The following is a 21,555-nucleotide window of genomic DNA, read 5'->3' on the forward strand; positions in this document are numbered from 1 at the left end:
GTCAGGATTTGGACTTGTCGCCAAGAACATCGCGCAGGCTGGTCCGGGCCGAGCCGGGCCGCAATGGCTTTTGCTGGCTTTCGTGGGGCACCCAGCCCGAGAGCCACAAGATTTCGAGGCTGGCCCGCACCTTGCCATCGGGATCGGAAAAGCGCTCGGCGTAGATTTGGGCTGCCCGCATCAGATGGCGCGGGGTCAGCATGCGCGTGTCGCGGCCAGCCAGCGGGTTGGTGACGCCCAGCGCCCGCAATTCGTCGAGCAGGGCAAGCGGGGTGCGGTAGCGCACGGTATGGGATTCAAGGTCGGTGACCGGCAGCGCGAAGCCGGCCCGCTGGAGCAGGCTGCCGGCGTCGCGGACATCGATCATCGGCGCGACGCGGGGCGAGACGCCGCCAAGGATTTCAACATCGGCGGCAAGGAACGCATCGCGCAATTCGGTGAGCGTGCGACCGCCGATGGCCGCGGCGATCAGAAGCCCATCGGGGGCAATGTGGCGGCGCAGGTTTTCGAGAAAGCCGGGGACGTCGTTGACGGTCTGCAGGTCAAGGAGCGAGACGATCAGGTCGTAATCGGTGGCGGGCAGGCGCAGATGTTCGGGGTCGGTCGCGGCAAAGCCGTCGATTTCGAGCAGGGACGAGATTTTCTCGAAATGGATCGGGCCACTGGCCGATTGTGCAGAGTCGGGCAAAAGCCGTGGGTCGGGGCCCATGATCAGCGCCTTTGGAAATTCCCGCGTTACCGGCGCGAGCCGGTCGGCGAGGTCGGCGACCACCAGATCGGTCACGAAATCGGATTGGCCTTCGCGCTTGGCGAAATTGGCGGCAAGGCGGGCGCGGTCGAAAACGAGGGGGGGCTGGGTCATGGTTCCGACCATATGGCGCAGGAAGAAGCGCCGTGCAATGATCGGATCATGGTTGGGGCGATGGAAAATCGGGGCAGGCCGTTTGCGCTGCGGTTGCGCGCCCTTGTGGTGTCGGCCGGCGCGCGGGCGCTCGATCTGGCGTTCCCGCCGGTGTGCCTGGCGTGTAACGAGGCGGTTTTGACGCCGGATGGGCTGTGTCCGGCGTGCTGGGAGCAGCTGATCCCGATTTCCCGGCCGTTCTGCCCGGTGCTGGGTTTGCCCTTCGCGTCCGAGATGGGCGAAGGCGCGCTGTCGGTTCAGGCCATTGCCAACCCGCCGCCTTTTGACCGGGCGCGGTCGGCTGTTGCCTATACCGATCTGGCGCGAAAGCTGGTCTCGAAGATGAAATATTCCGACCGGCCCGAAATCGCGCTGTTTTGCGCGCGGATGATGGTGTCGGCGGGTCACGACCTTTTGGGACCCGATGCGGTTCTGGTGCCGGTGCCCCTGCACCGGGCCCGCCAACGCGAGCGGCGGTATAACCAGTCGGCGGAACTGGCACGTGCCATTGGCCGCCTTGCAAAATGCGAACTCCATACCGACCTTATTGTCAGACATCGGCGCACCATCCAGCAGGTGGGGCTCAACGCTTCCCAGAGGGCCCGCAATGTCGATGGGGCGTTTGGTGTGGATACGGCGCGGCTGGAGCGGTTGGGGGCGCGGCGCGTAGTGCTTGTCGACGATGTGCTGACAACCGGCGCCACCGTTTCGGCTGCCGCCAGGGCGCTCAAGCGCGCGGGCGTATCGCAAGTCGATGTGCTCAGCTTTGCCCGCGTTGTGTTCGACGCCGATATGACAGTATAACTGCCACGATTGACTGGAGTTCTGAATAAATGACCAAGGTCGAAATCTATACGACCCCCACATGTCCTTATTGCCACGCCGCCAAGGCACTGCTCGGCGACAAGGGCGTCGCATTCGAAGAAATCACCGTGCTCGATCCCGATCTGCGCGCTTCCATGACCCAGCGTGCCAATGGGCGGCGCACGGTGCCGCAGATTTTCGTCGGGGATATTCATGTGGGCGGTTATGACGATCTGGCCGCGCTTGAGCGGCAGGGCAAGCTCGATCCCCTGCTCGAGAGCGCGGCGTGAGCCAAACCACAACCGTTGCCCTTGTCCAGATGAATTCGGGGCTTGAGGCAAGGGATAATCTCGCGGAAATCGAAACACGGGTCGCCGAGGCGAGGCTGGCCGGCGCCACTTACGTTCTGACCCCGGAAATGAGCGTGGTCTTTGCAAGAAATCGCGCCGGGTTACAGGCCGCTGCCGAACCGTGGGAGAACAATGGCGCGATAGCCCGGCTGGCCGGGATTGCCAGAGCCCATGGCGTATTCCTTCATATCGGCTCGCTTGCGGTAGCGCTTGAAGATGGACGGTTTGCCAATCGCTCGGTGCTGTTTGACCCTCAGGGCGCGATCGTTTCGCGCTATGACAAGATCCATCTTTTCGATGCCGATATCGACGGCGCCAACGGCTATCGGGAAAGCGCCACCTATGCGGGCGGAGAGACGGCCGTGGTGGCCGATATCGCGCCATTTATGCTCGGGCTTTCCATATGCTATGATGTGCGCTTCCCGGTGCTTTATCGCGCGCTGGCCGAGGCGGGTGCGCAGGTGATTGCCGTGCCTTCGGCCTTTACGGTGCCGACCGGGGAGGCGCACTGGCAGGTTCTGCTCAGGGCCAGGGCGATTGAAACGGGCTGTTTCATCCTGGCGGCGGCGCAGGGCGGGAGCCATGAAAACGGGCGGGCGACCTATGGTCATTCGCTCGTGGTTTCGCCCTGGGGCGAGGTGATCGCCGAGGCCGATGGGGCCGAGCCGGGGCTGGTGGTTGTCGCGCTGGACCTTGACGCGGTGGCCGGGGCGCGGCAAAGGGTGCCTGCGCTGGCCAATGGGCGGCCCTTTACGCTGGCGCCGTTCGGAAGCGATCTGAAAACCCAAGCGGGGAATTGAAAGTGATCCAGTTCACGCTCGCCTGCGCGGCGGGCCACAAATTCGATGCCTGGTTCAGAAACGCCGATGCGTATGACGAGCAGTCGGCGCGCGGGGTTTTGACCTGCCCGATCTGCAATTCCTCGCAGGTGGAAAAGGCGCTGATGGCGCCTGCCGTCTCACGGCCGAGCGAAAAGGTCGCGCTTTCGGCCGGCCATCCCGAGCATGGGGAATTTATAAAGGCCATGCGGGCTTTGCGCCAGAAGATGACGGCGGAAGCCGATTATGTGGGCGACAAATTCGCCGAGGAAGCGCGCAAGATCCATTACGAGGAGGCCGAAGCGCGCGGCATCTATGGCGAGGCGACCAAGGACGAGGTTGTCGGCCTGATTGATGAAGGCATCGAATTCATGCCGCTCCCCAACGTGCCCGACGAGCACAATTAGAGCCTGCCTAATTCCACCGGTGTCATCCCGGACCTGATCCGGGATCCAGTAAGCGGCAGCGCCCGGGTTCTATCACCAATGCTGAGTGTACTGGACCGCGGCTCAAGGCCGGGGTGACAGCGGGGTGGGGTTATGAGGCCGCTCCCGCAAATGTCGATTAGTCCAGGGCCCTGGTTTTTTCCAATAGCAGCATGTAGTTGACCGCCATGTCGCGGCTCTTGCCCCATTGGTTTTTCAGCGGATTGAAGGTCACGCCTGTCCTGTTCATCACATTCATGCCGTTGCGGCCGGTGATCGAGATGATTTCTTCGGGGGTGACCAGCTTTTCGTATTGGTGGGTGCCTTTGGGCAGCCAGCGCAAGACGCGTTCGGCGCCGACTATGGCCAGGGCGTAGGCCCGGGCCGTGCGGTTGATGGTGGCGACGAACATCAGGCCACCGGGCTTGACCAGATTGCAGCAGCTTTGAAGATAGAGCGGCACGTCGGCGACGTGCTCGACCACTTCCATGTTGAGCACCACGTCGAACTGCTCGCCGGCCGCGGCGAGGTCTTCGGAGGTCGTGGCGCGATAATCGATTTCGAGCCCTGACTGTTCGGCGTGGAGGGCCGCGATCTTGACGTTTTTTTCGCCCGCATCGGCGCCGATCACGCTGGCGCCCAGCCGCGCCATGGGCTCGCACAGCAATCCGCCGCCGCACCCGATATCGAGAAGCCGCAGGCCGGTAAACGGGCGCATGGCTTTGTCATCGAGCCCGAAATGGGCGATCACATGCTCGCGGATATAGGAAAGGCGCACGGGGTTGAATTTGTGGAGGGGCCTGAACTTGCCGTTGGGATCCCACCACTCTTCGGCCATCTTGTGGAACTTGCCGATTTCATCGGGGCTGATGGTGGTGGTCATGGCGTACCTCGTTCTGGCGTGCTCCAAGAGGTGACCGCGCCGGGTCGCCAAGTCAAGCGATCCGTCGCCGCAGCGCCCTTTATCCCATATTGCTAAACGGCCCGGTTTGTGGCACTCACCGCGCCACAACCGTACGGTGCGGTACGGCACAGGTTTGCATCGAAGGCGGCGTCATGGCGCGTATAGTTATGAAGTTCGGCGGCACCTCGGTCGCCAATGTCGAGCGCATAAGGCAAGCGGCCCGGCACGTCAAACGCGAGGTCGATGCCGGTCACGAGGTCGCCGTCGTGGTTTCCGCAATGTCGGGCAAGACCAATGAACTTGTCGGCTGGTGCGCGGAAGCGGCGCCCATGCACGACGCGCGTGAATATGATGCGGTGGTGGCCTCGGGCGAGCAGGTGACCGCGGGGCTCATGGCCATCGTGTTGTCGGAAATGGGTATCCAGTCGCGCTCCTATGCCGGCTGGCAGGTGCCCATCCATACCGACGACGCCCATGGCTCGGCGCGGATCACCGGTATCGATCCGGACAATCTCAACGAGCGCATGAGTTCGGGCTGGGTGCCGGTCGTCACCGGCTTTCAGGGTGTGTCCGACAAAAAGCGCATCACGACCCTGGGGCGCGGCGGGTCCGACACCTCGGCCGTGGCGGTCGCTGCCGCCGTCAAGGCGGACCGGTGCGATATCTATACCGATGTCGACGGCGTCTATACCACCGACCCGCGCATCGCGCCCAAGGCCAAGCGCCTGGAGCGGGTCAGTTTTGAAGAAATGCTCGAAATGGCCTCGCTGGGCGCAAAGGTGCTCCAGACGCGGTCAGTGGAACTGGCCATGGCCCAGGGTGTGCGGCTCGTTGTGCGTTCGACGTTCGACGACCCGCAGGCGGGCAACGCGCCGGACAGCGAATGGGGTATGACGGGCACGCTTGTGTGCGATGAGGATGAGATCATGGAAAAGCAGATCGTTTCGGGTGTGACCCTTGCGCGGGCCGAAGCCAAGATCACCCTGCGCAAGGTCAAGGACAAGCCGGGCGTCGCCGCAGCGGTGTTCGGGCCGCTGGCCGATGCACGCATCGTCGTGGATATGATCGTGCAGAACATTTCCGATGACGGACAGATCACCGACATCACCTTTACGGTGCCCGACAGCGAGTTCGACAAGGCCATGAAGGTTTTGCGCAACGCGCCCGATCTCGAATACGAATCGATTTCGGGCTCAAAGGGCGGCGCCAAGATTTCGGTCGTGGGCGTCGGTATGCGCTCGCATGCCGGGGTCGCGGCCTCGATGTTCCGGGCGCTTTCGGACAAGGGAATCAACATCCAGCTCATCACAACCTCGGAAATCAAGACCTCCGTATTGATCGATGAGGAATATGCGGAGCTTGCAGTTCGGGCGCTGCATACCTATTACGGTCTGGACAAGGCCGAGGGGTAAGCCCGGCCCAACCACACTAGGGCTTGGTCCCGTTCGATTGAACCGGACCGGCGCTCTAGTCCTGATTTGATCGTGCGGTCGAGACGAAAAAGCCTGCAACTTTTTCTGACCACACTCTAGGAGGCGGGGCGCACCCGCCGGGCGAGCGGACATGGTGACAGCGATTGGCGGACCGCGGGTGCTCTTGCGCCAGTTGCGCGAAACCATGGCCGAGCCATTGGCCAGCCAGGACCGCCTCGACAAGATCGTCGACCTGATCGCCGAGAACATGCGCGCCGATGTGTGCTCGTTCTATGTGTTGCGCGACGATGGCGCGCTGGAATTGTTCGCCACGCACGGGCTCAAGCGCGATGCCGTCCATATCACGACGCTGCGTCTGGGCGAAGGACTTGTGGGCCTGATCGCCAACGAGGCCGAACCGCTCAGCCTGCAAAACGCACCCGAACACCCCTCATTCGCATATCGTCCGGAAACGGGCGAAGATCCATTCTTTTCCTTTCTCGGCGTGCCGGTGCTGCGGGCCGGGCAGACGCTGGGCGTATTGGTCGTTCAGAATTCGGAGCGCCGGGTCTATGGCGAGGACGAGACCGAGGCGCTTTTGACCACGGCGACGATCCTGGCCGAGATGATCTCGACCGCCGATTTCGACGCGCTGGTCAAGCCGGGCTCCGATATCGACCTGCGGCGCCCGCGCATGTTTCAGGGCATCGGGTTTTCCGAAGGGATCGCCCTGGGGCAGGTGGTGCTGCACGACCCGCGCGTGGTGGTCACCAATTTCGTTGCCGACGATACGGACGCCGAAAAGCTCAGGCTCGAAGCGGCGCTCATGACCATGCGCGTCTCGATCGACGAATTGCTCAATTCGGGCGACATGCAGATTCCCTCCGATCACCGCGATATCCTGGAAAGTTATCGCATGTTCGCCCACGATAGGGGCTGGGTGCGGCGGCTCGAAGAGGCAATCGATTCCGGTTTGACGGCGGAAGCTGCGGTCGAGCGCGTGCAGAACGACACGCGGGCCCGCATGCTGCGCCAGACCGACCCCTACATCCGCGAACGCCTGCACGATCTGGACGATCTTGCCAACCGGCTACTGCGCATTTTGACGGCCGACGGCTCGGTGGCCGGCAAGGACCTGCCCGACAACGCCATTCTGGTGGCCCGCAATATGGGGCCGGCCGAACTGCTCGAATACGACCGGACCAAGCTCAGGGCGGTGGTGCTCGAGGATGGCGCGGCCACGGCCCATGTGGCCATCGTGGCGCGCTCGGTGGGGCTGGTTGCCGTCGGGCAAGCCGAAAACGTCGTTTCGATGGGCGAGGCGGGCGACGATATCATCGTTGACGGGTTCACCGGCGCCGTGCATCTGCGCCCAACGCCCGATATCGAGGCAACCTATATCGACAAGGTGCGGCTTTCGGCCAAGCGCCGGGCCCATTACGCGGCGCTCAAGGATACCCCGTCGGTTACCCGTGACGGGCAGCATGTCACGCTGCTGCACAATTCGGGGCTGCTGGCCGACATGGCGATGCTTGAGGAAACCGGTGCCGAAGGGGTGGGGCTTTTCCGCACCGAACTGCAATTTATGATCGCCTCGAAAATGCCCCGGGTCAAAGAGCAGGTCGAGCTCTACGCCGAAGCCATGCGGCTGATGGGCGACAAGCCCATCGTCTTCCGGCTGCTCGATATCGGGGGCGACAAGGTGGTGCCCTATATGCGGTCCACCGCCGAGGAAAATCCGGCAATGGGCTGGCGCAGCCTGCGGCTGGCGCTCGACCGGCCGGCGTTGCTGCGGACGCAGGTCCGGGCCTTGTTGCAGGCTGCCGGTGGCAAGCCGCTGCGCATCCTTGTGCCCATGGTCACCGAGGCGCGCGAATACATGAAGGTCAAGCGCTTCATCCTGCGCGAGAACGAGCGGTTGCCGCGGTTGGGATTTGCCCAGCCCGAAACGCTCGAAATCGGATCGATGATCGAAGTGCCTTCGCTTTTGTTCGAACTGGACCGGCTGTTGCCCGAGACCGATTTCGTTTCCATCGGGTCCAATGACCTGATCCAGTTTTTGACGGCGGCCGACCGCGCCAATCCTCGTGTCGCCAACAATTACGATCCGATTGCAAGGCCGCGCCTGCGGGCGCTCAAGCTGGTGGTCGATGCGGCGGCAAAATACGGAAAGCCCGTCACCATGTGCGGGGAATTGGCCGGACGTCCCGTCGAAGCGATGGCCCTGCTCTCGATCGGGATGACGCGGCTGTCGATGGGCGCGTCCTCGATCGGCCCGATCAAGGAAATGGTGCTCGGACTTGACGTCGGCGCGCTCAAGGCCGAAATGAACGATTATCTTGAAAACGGCGAAACCGAGGGTTCGGCCCGCGAGTTTCTGGCCGAGTTTGCCGAGCGGCACTCTCTGCCCGTCTAGATCCTTCCCGACCGGATTAAGTGCATGGCCTTTCTGCCCACCGACAAGCTCGACGCCCTTGAACGCCGTTTCGATTCCATCGAGGCGGCGATGTCGGGCAGTCCCGACCCCGATGCCTATGTGCGGTTGTCCAAGGAATATTCCGAGCTTTCGCCCATGGTCGCCAAGGTGCGCGAATATCGCGCCGCGTTGTCCGATCTGGCTGGGGCCGAGGAACTTGCCAGCTCGGGCGACAAGGAAATGGCCGAGCTTGCCTACGAGGAAATGGGCGAGCTCAAGGAAAAGATCGAGGCGCTGAGCCAGGAAATCCGCATTCTTTTGTTGCCCAAGGATGCGGCGGACGAAAAAAGCGCCATTCTGGAAGTTCGCGCCGGGACGGGCGGCGACGAGGCGGCGCTTTTTGCCGGCGATTTGTTCCGCATGTATCAGCGTTACGCCGAGGGGCAGGGCTGGAAGGTTTCAGTCATGGAAGCGTCCGAGGGCGACGCCGGCGGATACAAGGAAATCATCGCCAACGTGTCGGGCGCGGGGGTGTTTGCCAAACTCAAATACGAATCGGGCGTCCATCGCGTGCAACGGGTGCCCGACACCGAGGCCTCGGGGCGTATTCACACCTCGGCGGCGACGGTTGCCGTCTTGCCCGAAGTCGAGGATATCGACATCGAAATCCGCAACGAGGATATCCGCATCGACACGATGCGCGCCTCGGGGGCGGGCGGCCAGCACGTCAACACCACCGATTCGGCTGTGCGCATCACCCATATCCCCACCGGCATCGTCGTGACCTCGGCGGAAAAATCCCAGCACCAGAACCGGGCCAATGCCATGAAGGTGTTGCGGGCGCGGCTTTTCGACGAACAGCAGCTCAAGGCCTCGTCCGAGCGGGCCGAGAGCCGCAAGTCCCAGGTCGGGTCGGGCGATCGGTCCGAGCGCATCCGGACGTATAATTTTCCGCAGGGGCGGGTGACCGATCACAGGATCAATCTCACGCTCTACAAGCTCCCCCAGATCATCACCGGGGAAGCGCTGGGTGACGTGATCGACGCGCTGATTACAGAAAACCAGGCCGCGCAGCTCGCCGCGATGGAGCAGGGCGTCTAAAAGATTCCGACGGCAGCTTCTGCCCAGACAATCAGGACCAGGCCGACGACCAGGCTCATGACGGCCAGTTTCGCCAGGGGGCCGGAAATCATCCGGGTGGAAAATTCAAATGCGATGCCGATTGCTCCGAGCAGCATCGCGGCGAAAATGAAATCGAACGCATCCCAATCGACCTCGCTGGTGAACTGCATGGCAATCAGCGGAGCGGCGAGAATGGCGATCAGCCCGGTCCAAACGAAGCGGCGCCAGCGGCTGGTCGGAGAGCTCGGGTGTATCGGAGTGGCCATGTGCGCCTCGGCAAACTGATGCAGTGCGCGCATATTTGATCGGGAAGCGGGCGGAATAAAGGACGGATGATGGGGTCTTCAGTTCCGAGCATCGGCCAGGTCTGGCGCGGCCTGCGCGACCAGTTGACGGCCGTCGGCGTTCCGACGGCCGCGCTCGATGCGCGGCTACTGGTCCGGTCCGTGCTCGATCTCGACACGACCGGACTGGTCGCTTCGGAGATGGACCCGTTTCCCGGCAGCAAAACCAGGGATCTCCAGGCACTTGCCGCTCGTCGCCTTGCCGGAGAGCCCGTTGCACGCATACGCGGTGTGCAGGAATTTTATGGGCTCGAGTTCGGGCTCAACGCCGCCACGTTGATCCCGCGTCCGGAAACCGAAATGCTCGTCGATTTCGGGCTGGCCCGTCTCAGGGCGCGTCCCGCACCGGCCATTCTCGATCTGGGGACGGGAACGGGCTGCATCGTCCTTTCGCTGCTGGCCAATATTGCCTCCGCCCGAGGTGTGGGCATCGACATCTCGACCGAAGCGCTCGAACAGGCCCGGGACAATGCTGGGGCGCTCGGGCTCGGCGCCCGGTTCGAAGCCCGGCAGGGGAGCTGGTTTTCGGCACTGGGGGACGAGCGATTCGACTTCATCGTTTCCAATCCGCCCTATATCGCCAGCGCGACCATCGAGACGCTGGACCCGGGCGTGAAAACCTTCGATCCCATGGCGGCGCTCGATGGCGGGGCGGACGGGCTCGATCCCTATCGCATCATTGCGGCGCAGGCGCGGGATCACCTCGTGCCGGGGGGAGCGCTGGCTCTTGAAATCGGCTTCGATCAGGGCCACATGGTTAATGAGCTTTTAAGCTCGGCGGGCTTTTGCGACATCGCCATCGCCAGGGACCTTGCCGGTCACGACCGGATGGTTACGGCAAGCGCGCCCAAATGACACAGCGTCCGGGCGATTTTGTCCAAAAGCCAATATTTTTCTTTCAATGAGAAGGATATGCGGTTAGGTTGCCGGTGCTGACGCGGTGCTTGTTCATCGCGGTGGACCCCACCCTGACATCGGCGGCATAGAGTAAAGCCGTTCGCGGAACCCATCCTCCCAGAGGGTTGACGCAGCATCAGACAGGGTCGGAGCTCACACAGCCTTTTTGGGGAAACCAGAGAGAGCGATCGGCACAGCGCGCACCGGAGGTTCGGTTCGTGTCAGCCGAGTTTTGTGCCCGCCGTCCTGTTTGGCGGCATAGGCCCCTATTAAGCGCATACCTTCACGGAACGTGTTGAAGCGAGCACATGAGACCAAATCAGCAGAACAACAACAAGCAGCGTTCGCGCGGCCGGAACAACAATAACAACCAGCGGCGCGGCGGCGGTGGCGGCAATCCCTTGTCGCGCAGTTATGAAAGCAACGGCCCGGACGTGAAAATCCGCGGCAATGCTGCCCATATTGCAGAGAAATACACCCAGCTTTCACGCGACGCGGCTTCGGTCGGCGACAATGTGATGGCCGAGAATTATCTCCAGCACGCCGAGCATTATCTGCGCATCATCCTTGCCGCGCAGGCCCAGTATCAGCCGCGTCAGGACGTAAGCGTCGACACCACGCCCGACGAGGATGACGACAACGAGAACGCCTCGGGCAATTCCGCGGATGCCGCCGATCAGAACGTGGAAGCGTCCGAAGGCGGAGATGGCGGGTCGGACGAGCAGCGCGAGCCGCGTCAGCGGCGCCAGCGCCGTCCGCGCCGCGAACGGACCGAAGAGACCGCAGACGCATCCTCGGAAGGCGAAAAGCCTGGGGCCGCTGAAACGGCCTCTGGCCAGGATGCGGCGCCTGCCGCCGAAGAGGCGCCCAAAAAGCCCCGCCGTCCGCGTCGCAAGAAAGCCGACGACGATGCCAACGAGCCGGCGCCCGAGCTGCCCGCGTTCCTGACTGCGGGACGCGAAGCGGCTGCCGAATAAGCGCTCGACCAAACAAAAATAAAAAGGACCGGGCCATCGCGCCCGGTCTTTTTCTTTGCGATTGTGCTCCCATATATCCTTTGACCTGAGTCAGTGCCGGAGAGCCGGGCTGACATAAAATCTCGTCAACGCTTCGGGCGTTTCCCCATGTGCCGCCAGACGGGCAGGGGCAGCGCGCCAGCAAAGGAGAGTTGAAGCATGAATATCGAAAAATACACCGAGCGGACGCGCGGGTTCATCCAGAGCGCCCAGCAGATGGCGCTGTCGCGCGGCCATCAGCAGTTCACCCCGCTCCATATCCTGAAAGTTCTGGTCGATGATCCCGAAGGGATGGCCACCGGGCTGATCGAACGCGCCGGCGGCAATGGCCAGGCCGTGCGTGCCGGGGTGGAAGAGGGGCTCAAAAAGCTTCCCTCGGTTTCCGGCGACAATGGGCAGATCTATCTGTCGCGCGAATTGGCGCGGGTTTTCGAGACGGCAGAGGCCGCGGCGCACAAGGCAGGCGATTCGTTTGTCGCGGTCGAGCGCATGCTGCTTGCCCTGACGATTGAAAAAGACACAGATGCGGGCAGGATACTCGCCTCGGCGGGCGTCACCGCCAGTGGGCTGAACGCGGCCATCGAAGCCATCCGCAAGGGCCGCACCGCCGATTCGGCGAGCGCGGAAAACACCTATGACGCGCTCAAGAAATACGCCCGCGACCTGACCGAGGATGCGCGCGAGGGCAAGCTCGACCCGGTGATCGGGCGCGACGAGGAAATCCGGCGCACCATTCAGGTGCTTTCGCGCCGCACCAAGAACAATCCCGTGCTGATCGGCGAACCCGGCGTGGGCAAGACCGCCATTGCCGAGGGCCTCGCCCTGCGCATCGTCAATGGCGATGTGCCCGAATCGCTGAAAAACAAATCGCTGCTCGCCCTCGACATGGGCGCGCTGATCGCCGGCGCGAAATATCGCGGTGAGTTCGAAGAGCGGCTGAAATCGGTGCTGAGCGAGGTTCAGTCCGCCGAAGGGCAAATCATCCTGTTCATCGACGAGATGCACACGCTGGTTGGCGCGGGCAAGGCCGATGGTGCGATGGATGCGTCGAACCTTCTCAAACCCGCTTTGGCGCGTGGTGAATTGCATTGCGTGGGCGCCACGACGCTCGACGAATACAAAAAGCACGTCGAAAAAGATGCGGCGCTGGCGCGGCGTTTCCAGCCGGTGTTCGTCAACGAACCGAGCGTCGAGGACACGATTTCGATCCTGCGTGGATTGAAGGAAAAATACGAGCTTCATCACGGGGTGCGCATTTCCGATTCATCGCTGGTTTCGGCGGCGACGCTTTCGAATCGCTACATCACCGACCGCTTCCTGCCCGACAAGGCCATCGACCTGATGGACGAGGCTTCGGCGCGGTTGCGCATGGCTGTCGATTCCAAGCCCGAAGCGCTCGACGAACTCGACCGGCGCATCATCCAGCTCAAGATCGAGCGCGAAGCGCTGAAAAAGGAAGACGACGACGCATCGAAAACCCGTCTGGCCCGGCTCGAGGCCGAATTGGCCGGGCTCGAGGAAGAATCGGACGCCATGACCCAGCGCTGGCTTTCGGAAAAAGAGCGGCTGGCCGGAGGCACCAAGCTCAAGGAACAGCTCGATCAGGCCCGCACCGAGCTCGAACTTGCCCAGCGCAAGGGCGACCTCGCCCGCGCGGGGGAGCTGGCCTATGGGGTGATCCCGGATCTCGAACGGCGCCTTAAAGAGGCCGAAGCCCATGAGGCCCAGCCGGGCTCGGACATGGTCGAAGAAGTCGTTACCCCCAACCATATCGCCCAGGTGGTGTCGCGCTGGACGGGCGTTCCGGTCGACAAGATGCTCGAAGGGGAACGCGACAAGCTGTTGCGCATGGAAGACGAACTCGCCAAGCGCGTCATCGGCCAGTCCGAGGCGGTCGAGGCGGTCTCTCGCGCCGTCCGCCGTGCGCGCGCGGGCCTGCAGGACCCCAACCGGCCCATCGGTTCGTTCATGTTCCTGGGCCCCACGGGCGTGGGCAAGACCGAATTGACCAAGGCGCTGGCCCAGTTCCTGTTCGACGACGAGACGGCGATGGTCCGGCTTGATATGAGCGAGTTCATGGAAAAGCATGCCGTCGCCCGCCTGATCGGGGCCCCACCGGGTTATGTCGGCTATGACGAGGGCGGGGTTCTGACCGAAGCGGTGCGCCGTCGGCCCTATCAGGTGGTCCTGTTCGACGAGATCGAAAAGGCCCATCCCGATGTGTTCAACGTGCTGTTGCAGGTGCTCGACGACGGGCGGCTGACCGACGGTCAGGGCCATACTGTCGACTTCCGCAACACGCTGATCATCATGACCTCCAATCTTGGCTCGGAATATCTCGCCGCCCAGCCCGATGGGGAAGCGGTGGAGCTGGTGCGCGGCAAGGTGCTCGATACGGTCAAGGCGGCCTTCCGGCCCGAGTTTTTGAACCGTGTGGATGAAATTCTGCTCTTCCACCGGCTCGAGCGCAGCCAGATGGGTGCGATTGTCGATATCCAGCTCAAGCGCCTGCAAAAATTGCTCGACGCCCGCGAGATCAGTATCGAGGTCACGCCCGCGGCCCGCGACTGGCTGGCCAATGAGGGCTATGATTCGGCCTATGGCGCCCGACCTCTCAAGCGGGTCCTCCAGCGCTCGGTGCAGGACGAGTTGGCTGAAAAAATGCTGGCGGGCGACGTCGCCGATGGCGGCACCGTCAAGGTCGATGCCGGCGATGTCGGGCTTGTGATCCTGCCGGTCGTCGAGGGTGAAGCGGTCGATGCGGCTGCGGAATAGGCACCCTGTCTCGGCAAATGAGAAGGCCCCGGAGACGGGGCCTTTTTCGTTGGAACAGGGGGGCTCACCCCCGTCGTAAAATCTTGTCCATAGCCTTGCCCCGCGCCAATTCGTCGACCAGCTTATCGAGGTAACGGATTTCGCGCATGAGCGGGTCTTCGATCTCTTCCACCCGGATGCCGCAGATCAGACCCTTGATGAGCGTTCGCGAGGGGTTCATTTTTGGCGCGTCGGCAAAGAAGGTCTCGAAATCGGTTCCGCTTTCAAGCTGGTTGTCCAACTGGTCCTGGCCGTAGCCCGTCAGCCAGCGGATGATTTCATCGACCTCTTGGTTTGTGCGGCCCTTTTTCTCGGCCTTGGCGACATAATGGGGGTAAACGGACGCAAAGCTCATCGTGAAAATTCGGTGCTTTTTCATGGCCTCTCCGGGGTCTGGAGCATTTCCGCGTTTCTTCATCGATAGCCCATACTGATCTTACGCCGTTATGCAGGCAATCGGGGATTGGGCCGTGCCCTGCACAAATGGGGCCGCAGCTTTCGCGGCGGCCCATCCATCAATGCACAGGCTGTCTTACGAGCGCTGGTAGTCGATGCTCGAGCAGAAGATGGCGGCCTGACAGCCGGTGATTTTCAGCGTATCGGGGCCGATCATTTCGACGATGGCCTTGGCGTTGCCGCCGTTAAGCGCGATGGTGCCTTCCCATTTGTTGGGGCCGACCTGGGTGCCCTGAACCACTTCCTGGCCGACAAAGGCCAGGTTTTCCTCGGTGCGCGAATCGCCCTGAATGTCATTGAGAACCCCGCAAAGCTGGGTGCCGTCGCCGCACAGCTCGAAGGTGAAGCTGGTGCCCCAACGGTCGACCCATGTTCCGTTGGGGTCGAGCGCCTGGGAAAAGGCGGGGGCGATGAAAAAGGCGACAAGAGCTGCGGCGGCTAGAATGGACTTCATCATGATCTGTTCTCCATGGCGGCGCCATCGACATGAAGGCGCATTGTGTTTGAGTGTTAATTCCCCGCACCTGAAAACGAGCTGAACGAAAAAAAGGTTGCCAGAAAGCACACATTGGCCTGCCGGGCCGGCTTCCGCAACGGCCATGCGCCGCCGCTTCCCTCATCATCCTCTGGGACGCGAAGTGCACCGGCCCCGCCAGCGTTCCTCACCTTCCCACCTCCCCCTCGCTTCCCCGGTCCCGGCTTTCGCCGGGATAAACTCCAGCCGGGGTCCATGCGCCTGTCCATTCGCACCGAAGTGTCGGTAAGGCTGCTGGGTCCCCGATCACGTCCGGGACAGCGATGGATGTTGGGCTCCGCTCTCGGCTCATAACCACCATCAACCCACCCCGCGTCATCCTCGGGCCCGCCCCCCGCAGCTCCATCACCACCACTCACCCCGCTCCCGTCGTCATCGTCGGGCTTGACCCGGGGATCCGCAGGGCGTCCGCAGGCGCGGCAGAAGTGGTGCTCCTTGGCGCGTCATCGGTCCCCAACCCCTTCACCGGCTGCCCCGACGCAGCAGATCCCCGGGTCAAGCCCGAGGATGACGCGGGTGAAGGTGGAAGCGCTCGAAAAATCTTATCCCCGCCCCTAGACACTCGTGCCATTCTCCCCGCACGGTGTCGCCAGGGACGAGGATGCATACGAGCTTCCGGCGAGACCGATCCGGGTTCCTTGCGGGTCGCCGCAGGGAAGGCCCAAAGCGGACGGATGGCCGGACGAGGAACCAGGCGTTCCACGTCGCACTCCCGAAAGGGAGAGGGGCACCGACGGGAGGTTGGCAGGGAAAGTGGGCACCGGTTTCCCGGTTCGCCAACCGACCCACTAAAAATGCCAATATCCCGGACGACAAACCCCAGCCCGAGACGCCGCCATAAGCCCAAAACCCTGGATGCGTGGGGCGATGATCGCTTCATATACTAAATAAACATGCGGAGCGTTCATCGCCCCATGCCGTCTGTCTGGAGCGCTTCCAGAAAAAGTGGGAACCGGTTTTTCGGTTCGGAAGCGCGACCAGCAAGAAAGTCAGCAAGCCGAGGTCACTGACCGTCGGAGGGTTTGGCGTGCGTAAAAGATCTCGCTGTGCGGCTGCGTTGGCGCTTGGTGCCCTTTGGCTCGGGCTATAGCTTTCAGGCGCTATTTGCGCCCCTTCTTGCCGAACCCTTTCGATCCGGCCTTGGCGGGGCGCGGCGCGTCGCCGGGGCCGGCTTCACGTTTGGGACGGGGCTTGAATTTGGCCTTCGGCTCGAATTTGGGTTTTGACTCATACCCTTCCCTGGCGCGGGGCGGCTTTGAGGGGCCGCGTCCGGCCGGGGTTATGGTGATGCCGCGTTCAAGGCCGGTGCCCTGCTTGAGGTGCCGGGCGAAATCGTCGGCCTTGTCGGCGGCGATCTCGAACCGGGTTTCGGTGTCCTCGATCTTGATCGAGCCGACCTCGCGCTTGGTTACCCCGCCGGCCTTGCAGATCATGGGCAGCAGCCATTTGGGGTCGGCCCGATGCTTGCGCCCCAGCGAAAGAGTGAACCAGACCCCGCCCACCATATCGGGTCCGCGCGGTTCGCGCGGCGCCATGGGATCGTATGCGGGCCCACCCTCGGAGCGCTTGTCGCGGCGTCTGGATTTGGGGCCCTCGCCCGCAAGCGAGACCAAGGATGTTTCTTCTGGAACCGGCCGGCTGGCCAGTTGCTGGCGCAGGAAGGCCACGGCCAGCTGTTCGGGAGAAACATTGCCTAAAAGTTCAGCCACAAAATCGCTTTCATGGCTTTCGGGCATCGGCGCGGAGATCGCGGCGTCAAGAATCTGCCGGCGATAGCGCGCTTCGATATCGGCGATGGTCGGCGCGGAGACCGTTGTCGCCGAAAGCTTGGCCATCGCCAGAACGCGGCCCGCGGCCTTGCGCCGGTGTTCGGCAACGACCAGCACGCAGACGCCCTTGCGTCCGGCCCGGCCGGTGCGGCCCGAGCGGTGCAGCAGCGTCGCGGGATTGGAAGGAATATCGGCGTGGATCACCAGGTCGAGATTGGGCAGGTCGATGCCGCGCGCCGCAACGTCGGTGGCGACGCAGACATGGGCACGACCGTCGCGCATGGCCTGGAGAGCACTCGAGCGCTCGGACTGGGCCAACTCGCCCGACAACGCCACGGCGGCAAAGCCGCGATTGGTGAGCCGTGCCGCCAGATGCCGCACCGCTTCGCGGGTGTGGCAGAAGACCAGTGCGCTGGTGCTATCGGAGGCCAGCAGCGTGTTGATGATGGCGTGCTCGCGTTCGTCGCGATGGACCACCATGAGCTGATAGTCGATATCGGCGTGCTGTTCGGTTGGAGCCGTGGTCGCCACGCGAACCGCATCGCGCTGATAGGTCTTGGCCAGATCGGCAATGGCCCGCGGAACAGTCGCCGAGAACAGAAGCGTCCGCCTAGTCTCGGGCGAGGCGGCCAGGATGAATTCGAGGTCGTCGCGAAAACCGAGGTCGAGCATTTCGTCGGCCTCGTCGAGCACCACGGCGCGCATGGCGCTCAAATCGAGCGCGCCCTTGGTGATGTGATCGCGCAGCCGGCCGGGCGTGCCCACCACCAGATGCGCGCCGCGGTCGAGGGCGCGGCGCTCGGTGCGCATATCCATGCCGCCCACGCAGGTTGCGATACGGATGCCGGCATTGGCATAGAGCCAGTCGAGTTCGCGCTGCACCTGCAGCGCCAGCTCGCGGGTCGGTGCGATGACCAGCCCCAGCGGTGTGTCGGCGGCCTCGAAGCGTTCAGCCTCGCCGAGCAGGGTCGGTGCCACGGCGATGCCGAAGGCCACGGTCTTGCCCGATCCGGTCTGGGCGGACACCAAAAGGTCGGCCCCCCCATGGGCGGGATCGAGCATGGCCGTCTGCACTGGGGTGAGCTGGGTATAGCCATGGCCGGCGAGGGCATTGGCCAGCGCAACATGGATGGATGCCGGCAGGTCCGCCGGCGCGTGGTCAGTATCAGATGACATGAATGGAAGCCTTATGTTGAGGAGGCTATAGCAGAACCAGGGCGGTGGGGGCCAGTCTTGATCTTAGGGGATGGCGTTGGAAGTCCGGCGCTCCGGGGCCTTGACAGGATCGGTGGGAAATGAGAACGTAAGGTGAACAAAAGGGAGGGCCCGTCATGGCGGCTACGGCCATCGACTATATCGAGTTCGACAGCGGGGACCTCGCGGCAAGCCGGGCCTTCTTTGCCGCGGCCTTTGGCTGGCGGTTCACCGACTATGGGCCCGATTATCTTGGCATTGAGGATGCAAAGCTCGATGGCGGGATTTCGCGGGCAGAGGGGCAGCGTAAATTGCCGCTGGTCATTCTCTATACCTCCGATCTGGACGCCGCAGAGGTGTCGGTGCGCGCGGCAGGAGGCGAGATTACCCGCGGGCAGTTCGATTTCCCTGGCGGCCGGCGGTTTCATTTCCGCGAGCCGGGCGGGAACGAGCTTGCGGTCTGGAGCGAGCAGAAGCCGGCCGGCTAGAGTGCATTGCGTAACGGGTGCTGATCGTTTCGGTTCAGGCCTTAGTTGGCAGCTGTGGTGGCTGGTGCGGCGGCCACGGTGACCGGCGCGGTGACAGGCGTGCCCTGTTGTTCGATAAGGGCGCGGACCTGGGCAACTGTGGATGCGAATTCGCTCTGGTACTGCTGGGGCAGCGAATTGGCGCGGGGAAGTTTGACGGCCAGGGGATCGACGGTGTTGCCGTTGATCTTGATCTCGTAATGGAGATGGGGGCCGGTCGATTGGCCGGTCGAGCCGACATAACCGATCACCTGGCCCTGGGTGACCCGCATTCCCGGCGTAATGCCGTCGGCAATCGCGCTCATATGCCCATAGGCGGTGTTGTAGCCATTGGCGTGGCGCAGTTCAACATAACGGCCATAACCGGAATACCATTGCGCCATTTCGACGATACCGTCGCCGCCAGCATAAATGGGCGTCCCGGTGCGGGCGGCGAGGTCCGTACCCGTGTGGAGGCGGTAGTCGCCAAAGATGGGGTGACGGCGATAGCCATAGCGCGAGCGCAGCGTGCCACCCCCCTCGAGCGGCCGGCGCAACAGGAACTGCTTTCCGGTCTCGCCATCGGGATTGTAGAAATCGATGACCCCGTCTTCGGTCTGGAAGCGGAACAACTCGCGCGTGGTGTTGGACAGGGTCAGCGCCACATAAAGCAGGTCCTGGTTGTCCTCCTCGGCGGTGCCAGAGAGCAGGATTTCAATCGAGTCGCCGGGGGAAACACGCCGTGTGAGATCGAGATCATAGGCATACATCGCCGCGATACGGTCAATGGTTGCGTCATCGAGGCCGTGCTTGCGCCCCGTCTCCCAGATCGAGCGGTAGATTGTGGGCAGATTGCCGACATTGACCTCTTCGGTATCTTCTTCGGTAAATTCGATTGTCGGGGGTTCGAGCGCGGTTACGTATCTGCCCTGGTCGGTCAGCGCCACGGTCACGCGGTGGGTGGTGTCATCATAAATGCTGACGCGATAGGGAATGAGCGTCTGGGAGCCGCGTGATGCGCCAAACAGGATCCTGAGGCGCGTGCCTTCGGGCAGGTCGGTCTGGGGATAGACATTTTGCATGGCGCGCGTCACGGCACTGACCATCTGGGTCGTGAACCCGTTGCGCATAAAGGCTTCGGCGAGCGGGGTCCGTTCGCGAATCGTCAGAACACGCTCGGTGCGCAAATTCCCCATGTCTTCGGCTGCGCGCGTTTTGGGCATGACCGTCACGTTTTCGGCGACGCCCTCGATGGTGCCAGGCGCGATTTCAATGCCAAGTTCGCGCAGGCTGGTCGACGGAGCTGCGTAGGCCATGAGCGGGCCCTCGACATCGGTATAGGCGCCTTCCACCGAGAGGCGAACGAATTGGGAGGCGGTGATGTCGCTGATCGCCCGGTGCGGCGGATCGGTCAGTTCGAGTGCGGCCGTTCTTACCGTGAGTTCGCCTTCGACGTCGGCACCATATATATCGGTGCTGACCAGCTCGGCGGAGGGATTGGCACGCAGTGGTTCGTTTCGCGCCAGCAACGCGACCGGGTCATAAGTCGGAATGTCCTCGGACAAGGCAGTGGAGGCTGTGGCCAAGGTCGCGTTGATGGTGGTGAAGGGCTGGTTGCGGATGCGGGCGACGCCATCCACGACCTCGCGGATCGACGCTTCGATAACCTCGAGGTCGGAATGAGTCTGGGTGACCGGCTTGGCGCGACGCGTCTTGCCGACAAGCGAGTTCGGCGCGGGCGTTGGGCTTTGAGTCGTCGAAATGGCCAGCGCCTCGAAAGGCGTGGAAAACGTATCCTGTCCTTTAAAGGAGACCTGAAGGGCGCCGGCCATCAGCATGAACGATGTCACGCCCGTCAATACAGTACCGGCCAGCCAGGCAAAGCTGATCTCGCGGCCCTGGGGCAATGCGCCTTCGGGGGATTTGACGGTCAGGGCCGGCGAATCCTCATATCCTGTCGCCTTGAGCAGGGCGGCGTGGCGGTTGCGTTGCGCTGCGTTCAACTTTTCTTCCCCGGACCCTTGCGGCCAGCCAGACAATAGTGCGCGTCAAAGGGATGGACGCGGCAGACTCATATGTCAAGCAAGGAGCCCGTGTGCCGGCCCGCCACAGCTTTGTCGCCGTTGCTGGACATGGAGGGATCGATGCCGGGAAAATGCGGCCAAACTTGGAGCCTTGTGGGGCAAAACCACCGGGCGCCGCGGGTTTTTTCGCCGACTGTCAAAAAAGTGTCGTTGAAGGTGATTTGGCGTGTTGACACCGAAAGAGCCTGCCCATATAACGCCCCCACTGCAGACGCGGTGGCGCCCTGAGCGCCCAGCGTCGCGGCTTCAGAACAAGGCGGTTGGCTCTGCCGGAACTTTCCGGAAGCTGGTCACTGTTCTCTGAAGCTCTTCTTGAAACGTCCCTGCGGCGTTTGTTCTTTGACATTGTTGATTTTGTTGGAAAGGGAAACGTGGCCGGCGGGCTTTGTTTTTGCGGATGGTTCTTATGAGCTGTCGAAAAAGGCTTAGTTTGATGGGTGCACGTTTTTCTTGAGGTACACTCTTTTCCTTTTGGCTTTTGCTGATTGGAAGGTGTGTGTCCTCGTCAATGTGCATACGTCTAACGATTGTTAAGTCAGATATCAAACTTGAGAGTTTGATCCTGGCTCAGAACGAACGCTGGCGGCAGGCTTAACACATGCAAGTCGAACGAAGTCTTCGGACTTAGTGGCAGACGGGTGAGTAACGCGTGGGAATCTACCCAGTTCTCTGGAATAACTGATGGAAACGTCAGCTAATACCGGATACGCCCTTTTGGGGAAAGATTTATCGGGATTGGATGAGCCCGCGTAAGATTAGCTAGTTGGTGGGGTAATGGCCTACCAAGG

Annotated in this window: 18 protein-coding genes and 1 rRNA gene; 12 read left to right on the forward strand and 7 right to left on the reverse strand. The window is 62.5% G+C overall.

The window, feature by feature from the left end:
- Position 1: 1 nt before the first annotated feature.
- The gene (locus tag ACP148_RS18745) at positions 2-862 is read right to left on the reverse strand and encodes a methyltransferase domain-containing protein (protein ID WP_421952270.1); all 861 of its coding nucleotides are present in this window, start codon (positions 860-862) and stop codon (positions 2-4) included.
- A gap of 12 nt (positions 863-874) precedes the next feature.
- Between ACP148_RS18745 and ACP148_RS18750 the strand changes: the two genes are divergently transcribed.
- From ACP148_RS18750 to ACP148_RS18765, 4 genes are read left to right on the forward strand one after another with little or no spacing between them, the layout of a single operon-like run.
- Positions 875-1,705 (forward strand): ComF family protein, encoded by an 831-nt coding sequence (locus ACP148_RS18750; protein ID WP_421952269.1) that lies wholly within the window; start codon positions 875-877, stop codon positions 1,703-1,705.
- Between the two features lie 29 nt (positions 1,706-1,734).
- Positions 1,735-1,995, forward strand: coding sequence for a glutaredoxin 3 (gene grxC, locus ACP148_RS18755; RefSeq protein WP_421952268.1), 261 nt, complete (start codon positions 1,735-1,737; stop codon positions 1,993-1,995).
- On the forward strand, positions 1,992-2,855 hold the full coding sequence (locus ACP148_RS18760) for a carbon-nitrogen hydrolase family protein (RefSeq protein ID WP_421952267.1): 864 nt from the start codon (positions 1,992-1,994) through the stop codon (positions 2,853-2,855). The genes grxC and ACP148_RS18760 overlap by 4 nt, the downstream gene beginning before the upstream one ends.
- A 2-nt stretch (positions 2,856-2,857) precedes the next feature.
- Entirely contained in the window at positions 2,858-3,280 is a 423-nt protein-coding gene (locus ACP148_RS18765) for a DUF1178 family protein (protein ID WP_421952266.1), read from the forward strand.
- A 157-nt stretch (positions 3,281-3,437) separates the two neighbouring features.
- Here ACP148_RS18765 and ubiG read toward each other — a convergent pair whose 3' ends face one another.
- On the reverse strand, positions 3,438-4,181 hold the full coding sequence (gene ubiG, locus ACP148_RS18770) for a bifunctional 2-polyprenyl-6-hydroxyphenol methylase/3-demethylubiquinol 3-O-methyltransferase UbiG (protein WP_421952265.1): 744 nt from the start codon (positions 4,179-4,181) through the stop codon (positions 3,438-3,440).
- 173 nt (positions 4,182-4,354) lie between these two features.
- On the opposite strand from ubiG, the gene ACP148_RS18775 reads away from it, so the two are divergent.
- From ACP148_RS18775 to prfA, 3 genes are all read left to right on the forward strand, one after another.
- Positions 4,355-5,614, forward strand: a complete 1,260-nt coding sequence (locus ACP148_RS18775; protein WP_421952264.1) for an aspartate kinase — start codon at positions 4,355-4,357, stop codon at positions 5,612-5,614.
- 151 nt (positions 5,615-5,765) lie between these two features.
- The gene (gene ptsP / locus ACP148_RS18780; protein ID WP_421952263.1) at positions 5,766-8,030 is read left to right on the forward strand and encodes a phosphoenolpyruvate--protein phosphotransferase; all 2,265 of its coding nucleotides are present in this window, start codon (positions 5,766-5,768) and stop codon (positions 8,028-8,030) included.
- 24 nt (positions 8,031-8,054) lie between these two features.
- Positions 8,055-9,131, forward strand: coding sequence for a peptide chain release factor 1 (prfA, locus tag ACP148_RS18785; protein WP_421952262.1), 1,077 nt, complete (start codon positions 8,055-8,057; stop codon positions 9,129-9,131).
- On the opposite strand, the gene ACP148_RS18790 is transcribed toward prfA, so the two are convergent.
- Positions 9,128-9,418, reverse strand: coding sequence for a hypothetical protein (locus ACP148_RS18790; protein ID WP_421952261.1), 291 nt, complete (start codon positions 9,416-9,418; stop codon positions 9,128-9,130). The genes prfA and ACP148_RS18790 overlap by 4 nt on opposite strands.
- Positions 9,419-9,484: 66 nt before the next feature.
- Here ACP148_RS18790 and prmC point away from each other — a divergent pair, with 66 nt between their 5' ends.
- The 3 genes from prmC to clpB all read left to right on the forward strand — a co-directional run bounded on the left by prmC (position 9,485) and on the right by clpB (position 14,184).
- Positions 9,485-10,351 carry a peptide chain release factor N(5)-glutamine methyltransferase gene (gene prmC / locus ACP148_RS18795; protein ID WP_421952260.1) on the forward strand — a complete coding sequence of 289 codons (867 nt, stop codon included), beginning with the start codon at positions 9,485-9,487 and terminating at the stop codon, positions 10,349-10,351.
- 350 nt (positions 10,352-10,701) lie between these two features.
- Complete coding sequence (locus ACP148_RS18800; RefSeq protein ID WP_421952259.1) at positions 10,702-11,370, forward strand: DUF4167 domain-containing protein; 669 nt, start codon at positions 10,702-10,704, stop codon at positions 11,368-11,370.
- A gap of 198 nt (positions 11,371-11,568) precedes the next feature.
- Positions 11,569-14,184: an ATP-dependent chaperone ClpB gene (gene clpB / locus ACP148_RS18805; RefSeq protein ID WP_421952258.1), complete on the forward strand. Its 2,616-nt coding sequence runs from the start codon at positions 11,569-11,571 to the stop codon at positions 14,182-14,184.
- A gap of 64 nt (positions 14,185-14,248) precedes the next feature.
- Here clpB and ACP148_RS18810 read toward each other — a convergent pair whose 3' ends face one another.
- The 3 genes from ACP148_RS18810 to ACP148_RS18820 all read right to left on the reverse strand — a co-directional run bounded on the left by ACP148_RS18810 (position 14,249) and on the right by ACP148_RS18820 (position 18,159).
- Positions 14,249-14,602: a DUF2200 domain-containing protein gene (locus ACP148_RS18810; RefSeq protein WP_421952257.1), complete on the reverse strand. Its 354-nt coding sequence runs from the start codon at positions 14,600-14,602 to the stop codon at positions 14,249-14,251.
- A 153-nt stretch (positions 14,603-14,755) separates the two neighbouring features.
- Positions 14,756-15,136, reverse strand: a complete 381-nt coding sequence (locus tag ACP148_RS18815) for a hypothetical protein (RefSeq protein WP_421952256.1) — start codon at positions 15,134-15,136, stop codon at positions 14,756-14,758.
- Between the two features lie 1,178 nt (positions 15,137-16,314).
- Positions 16,315-18,159 (reverse strand): DEAD/DEAH box helicase, encoded by a 1,845-nt coding sequence (locus ACP148_RS18820; RefSeq protein WP_421952255.1) that lies wholly within the window; start codon positions 18,157-18,159, stop codon positions 16,315-16,317.
- A 155-nt stretch (positions 18,160-18,314) separates the two neighbouring features.
- Here ACP148_RS18820 and ACP148_RS18825 point away from each other — a divergent pair, with 155 nt between their 5' ends.
- Complete coding sequence (locus ACP148_RS18825; protein WP_421952254.1) at positions 18,315-18,665, forward strand: VOC family protein; 351 nt, start codon at positions 18,315-18,317, stop codon at positions 18,663-18,665.
- Positions 18,666-18,706: 41 nt separating this feature from the next.
- Here ACP148_RS18825 and ACP148_RS18830 read toward each other — a convergent pair whose 3' ends face one another.
- Complete coding sequence (locus ACP148_RS18830; protein WP_425033611.1) at positions 18,707-20,686, reverse strand: M23 family metallopeptidase; 1,980 nt, start codon at positions 20,684-20,686, stop codon at positions 18,707-18,709.
- 625 nt (positions 20,687-21,311) lie between these two features.
- Between ACP148_RS18830 and ACP148_RS18835 the strand changes: the two genes are divergently transcribed.
- A 16S ribosomal RNA gene (locus tag ACP148_RS18835) occupies positions 21,312-21,555 on the forward strand; the annotation flags it as partial.

The sequence above is a fragment of the Pelagibacterium sp. genome, from assembly GCF_965249125.1.
Taxonomy (GTDB): domain Bacteria; phylum Pseudomonadota; class Alphaproteobacteria; order Rhizobiales; family Devosiaceae; genus Pelagibacterium.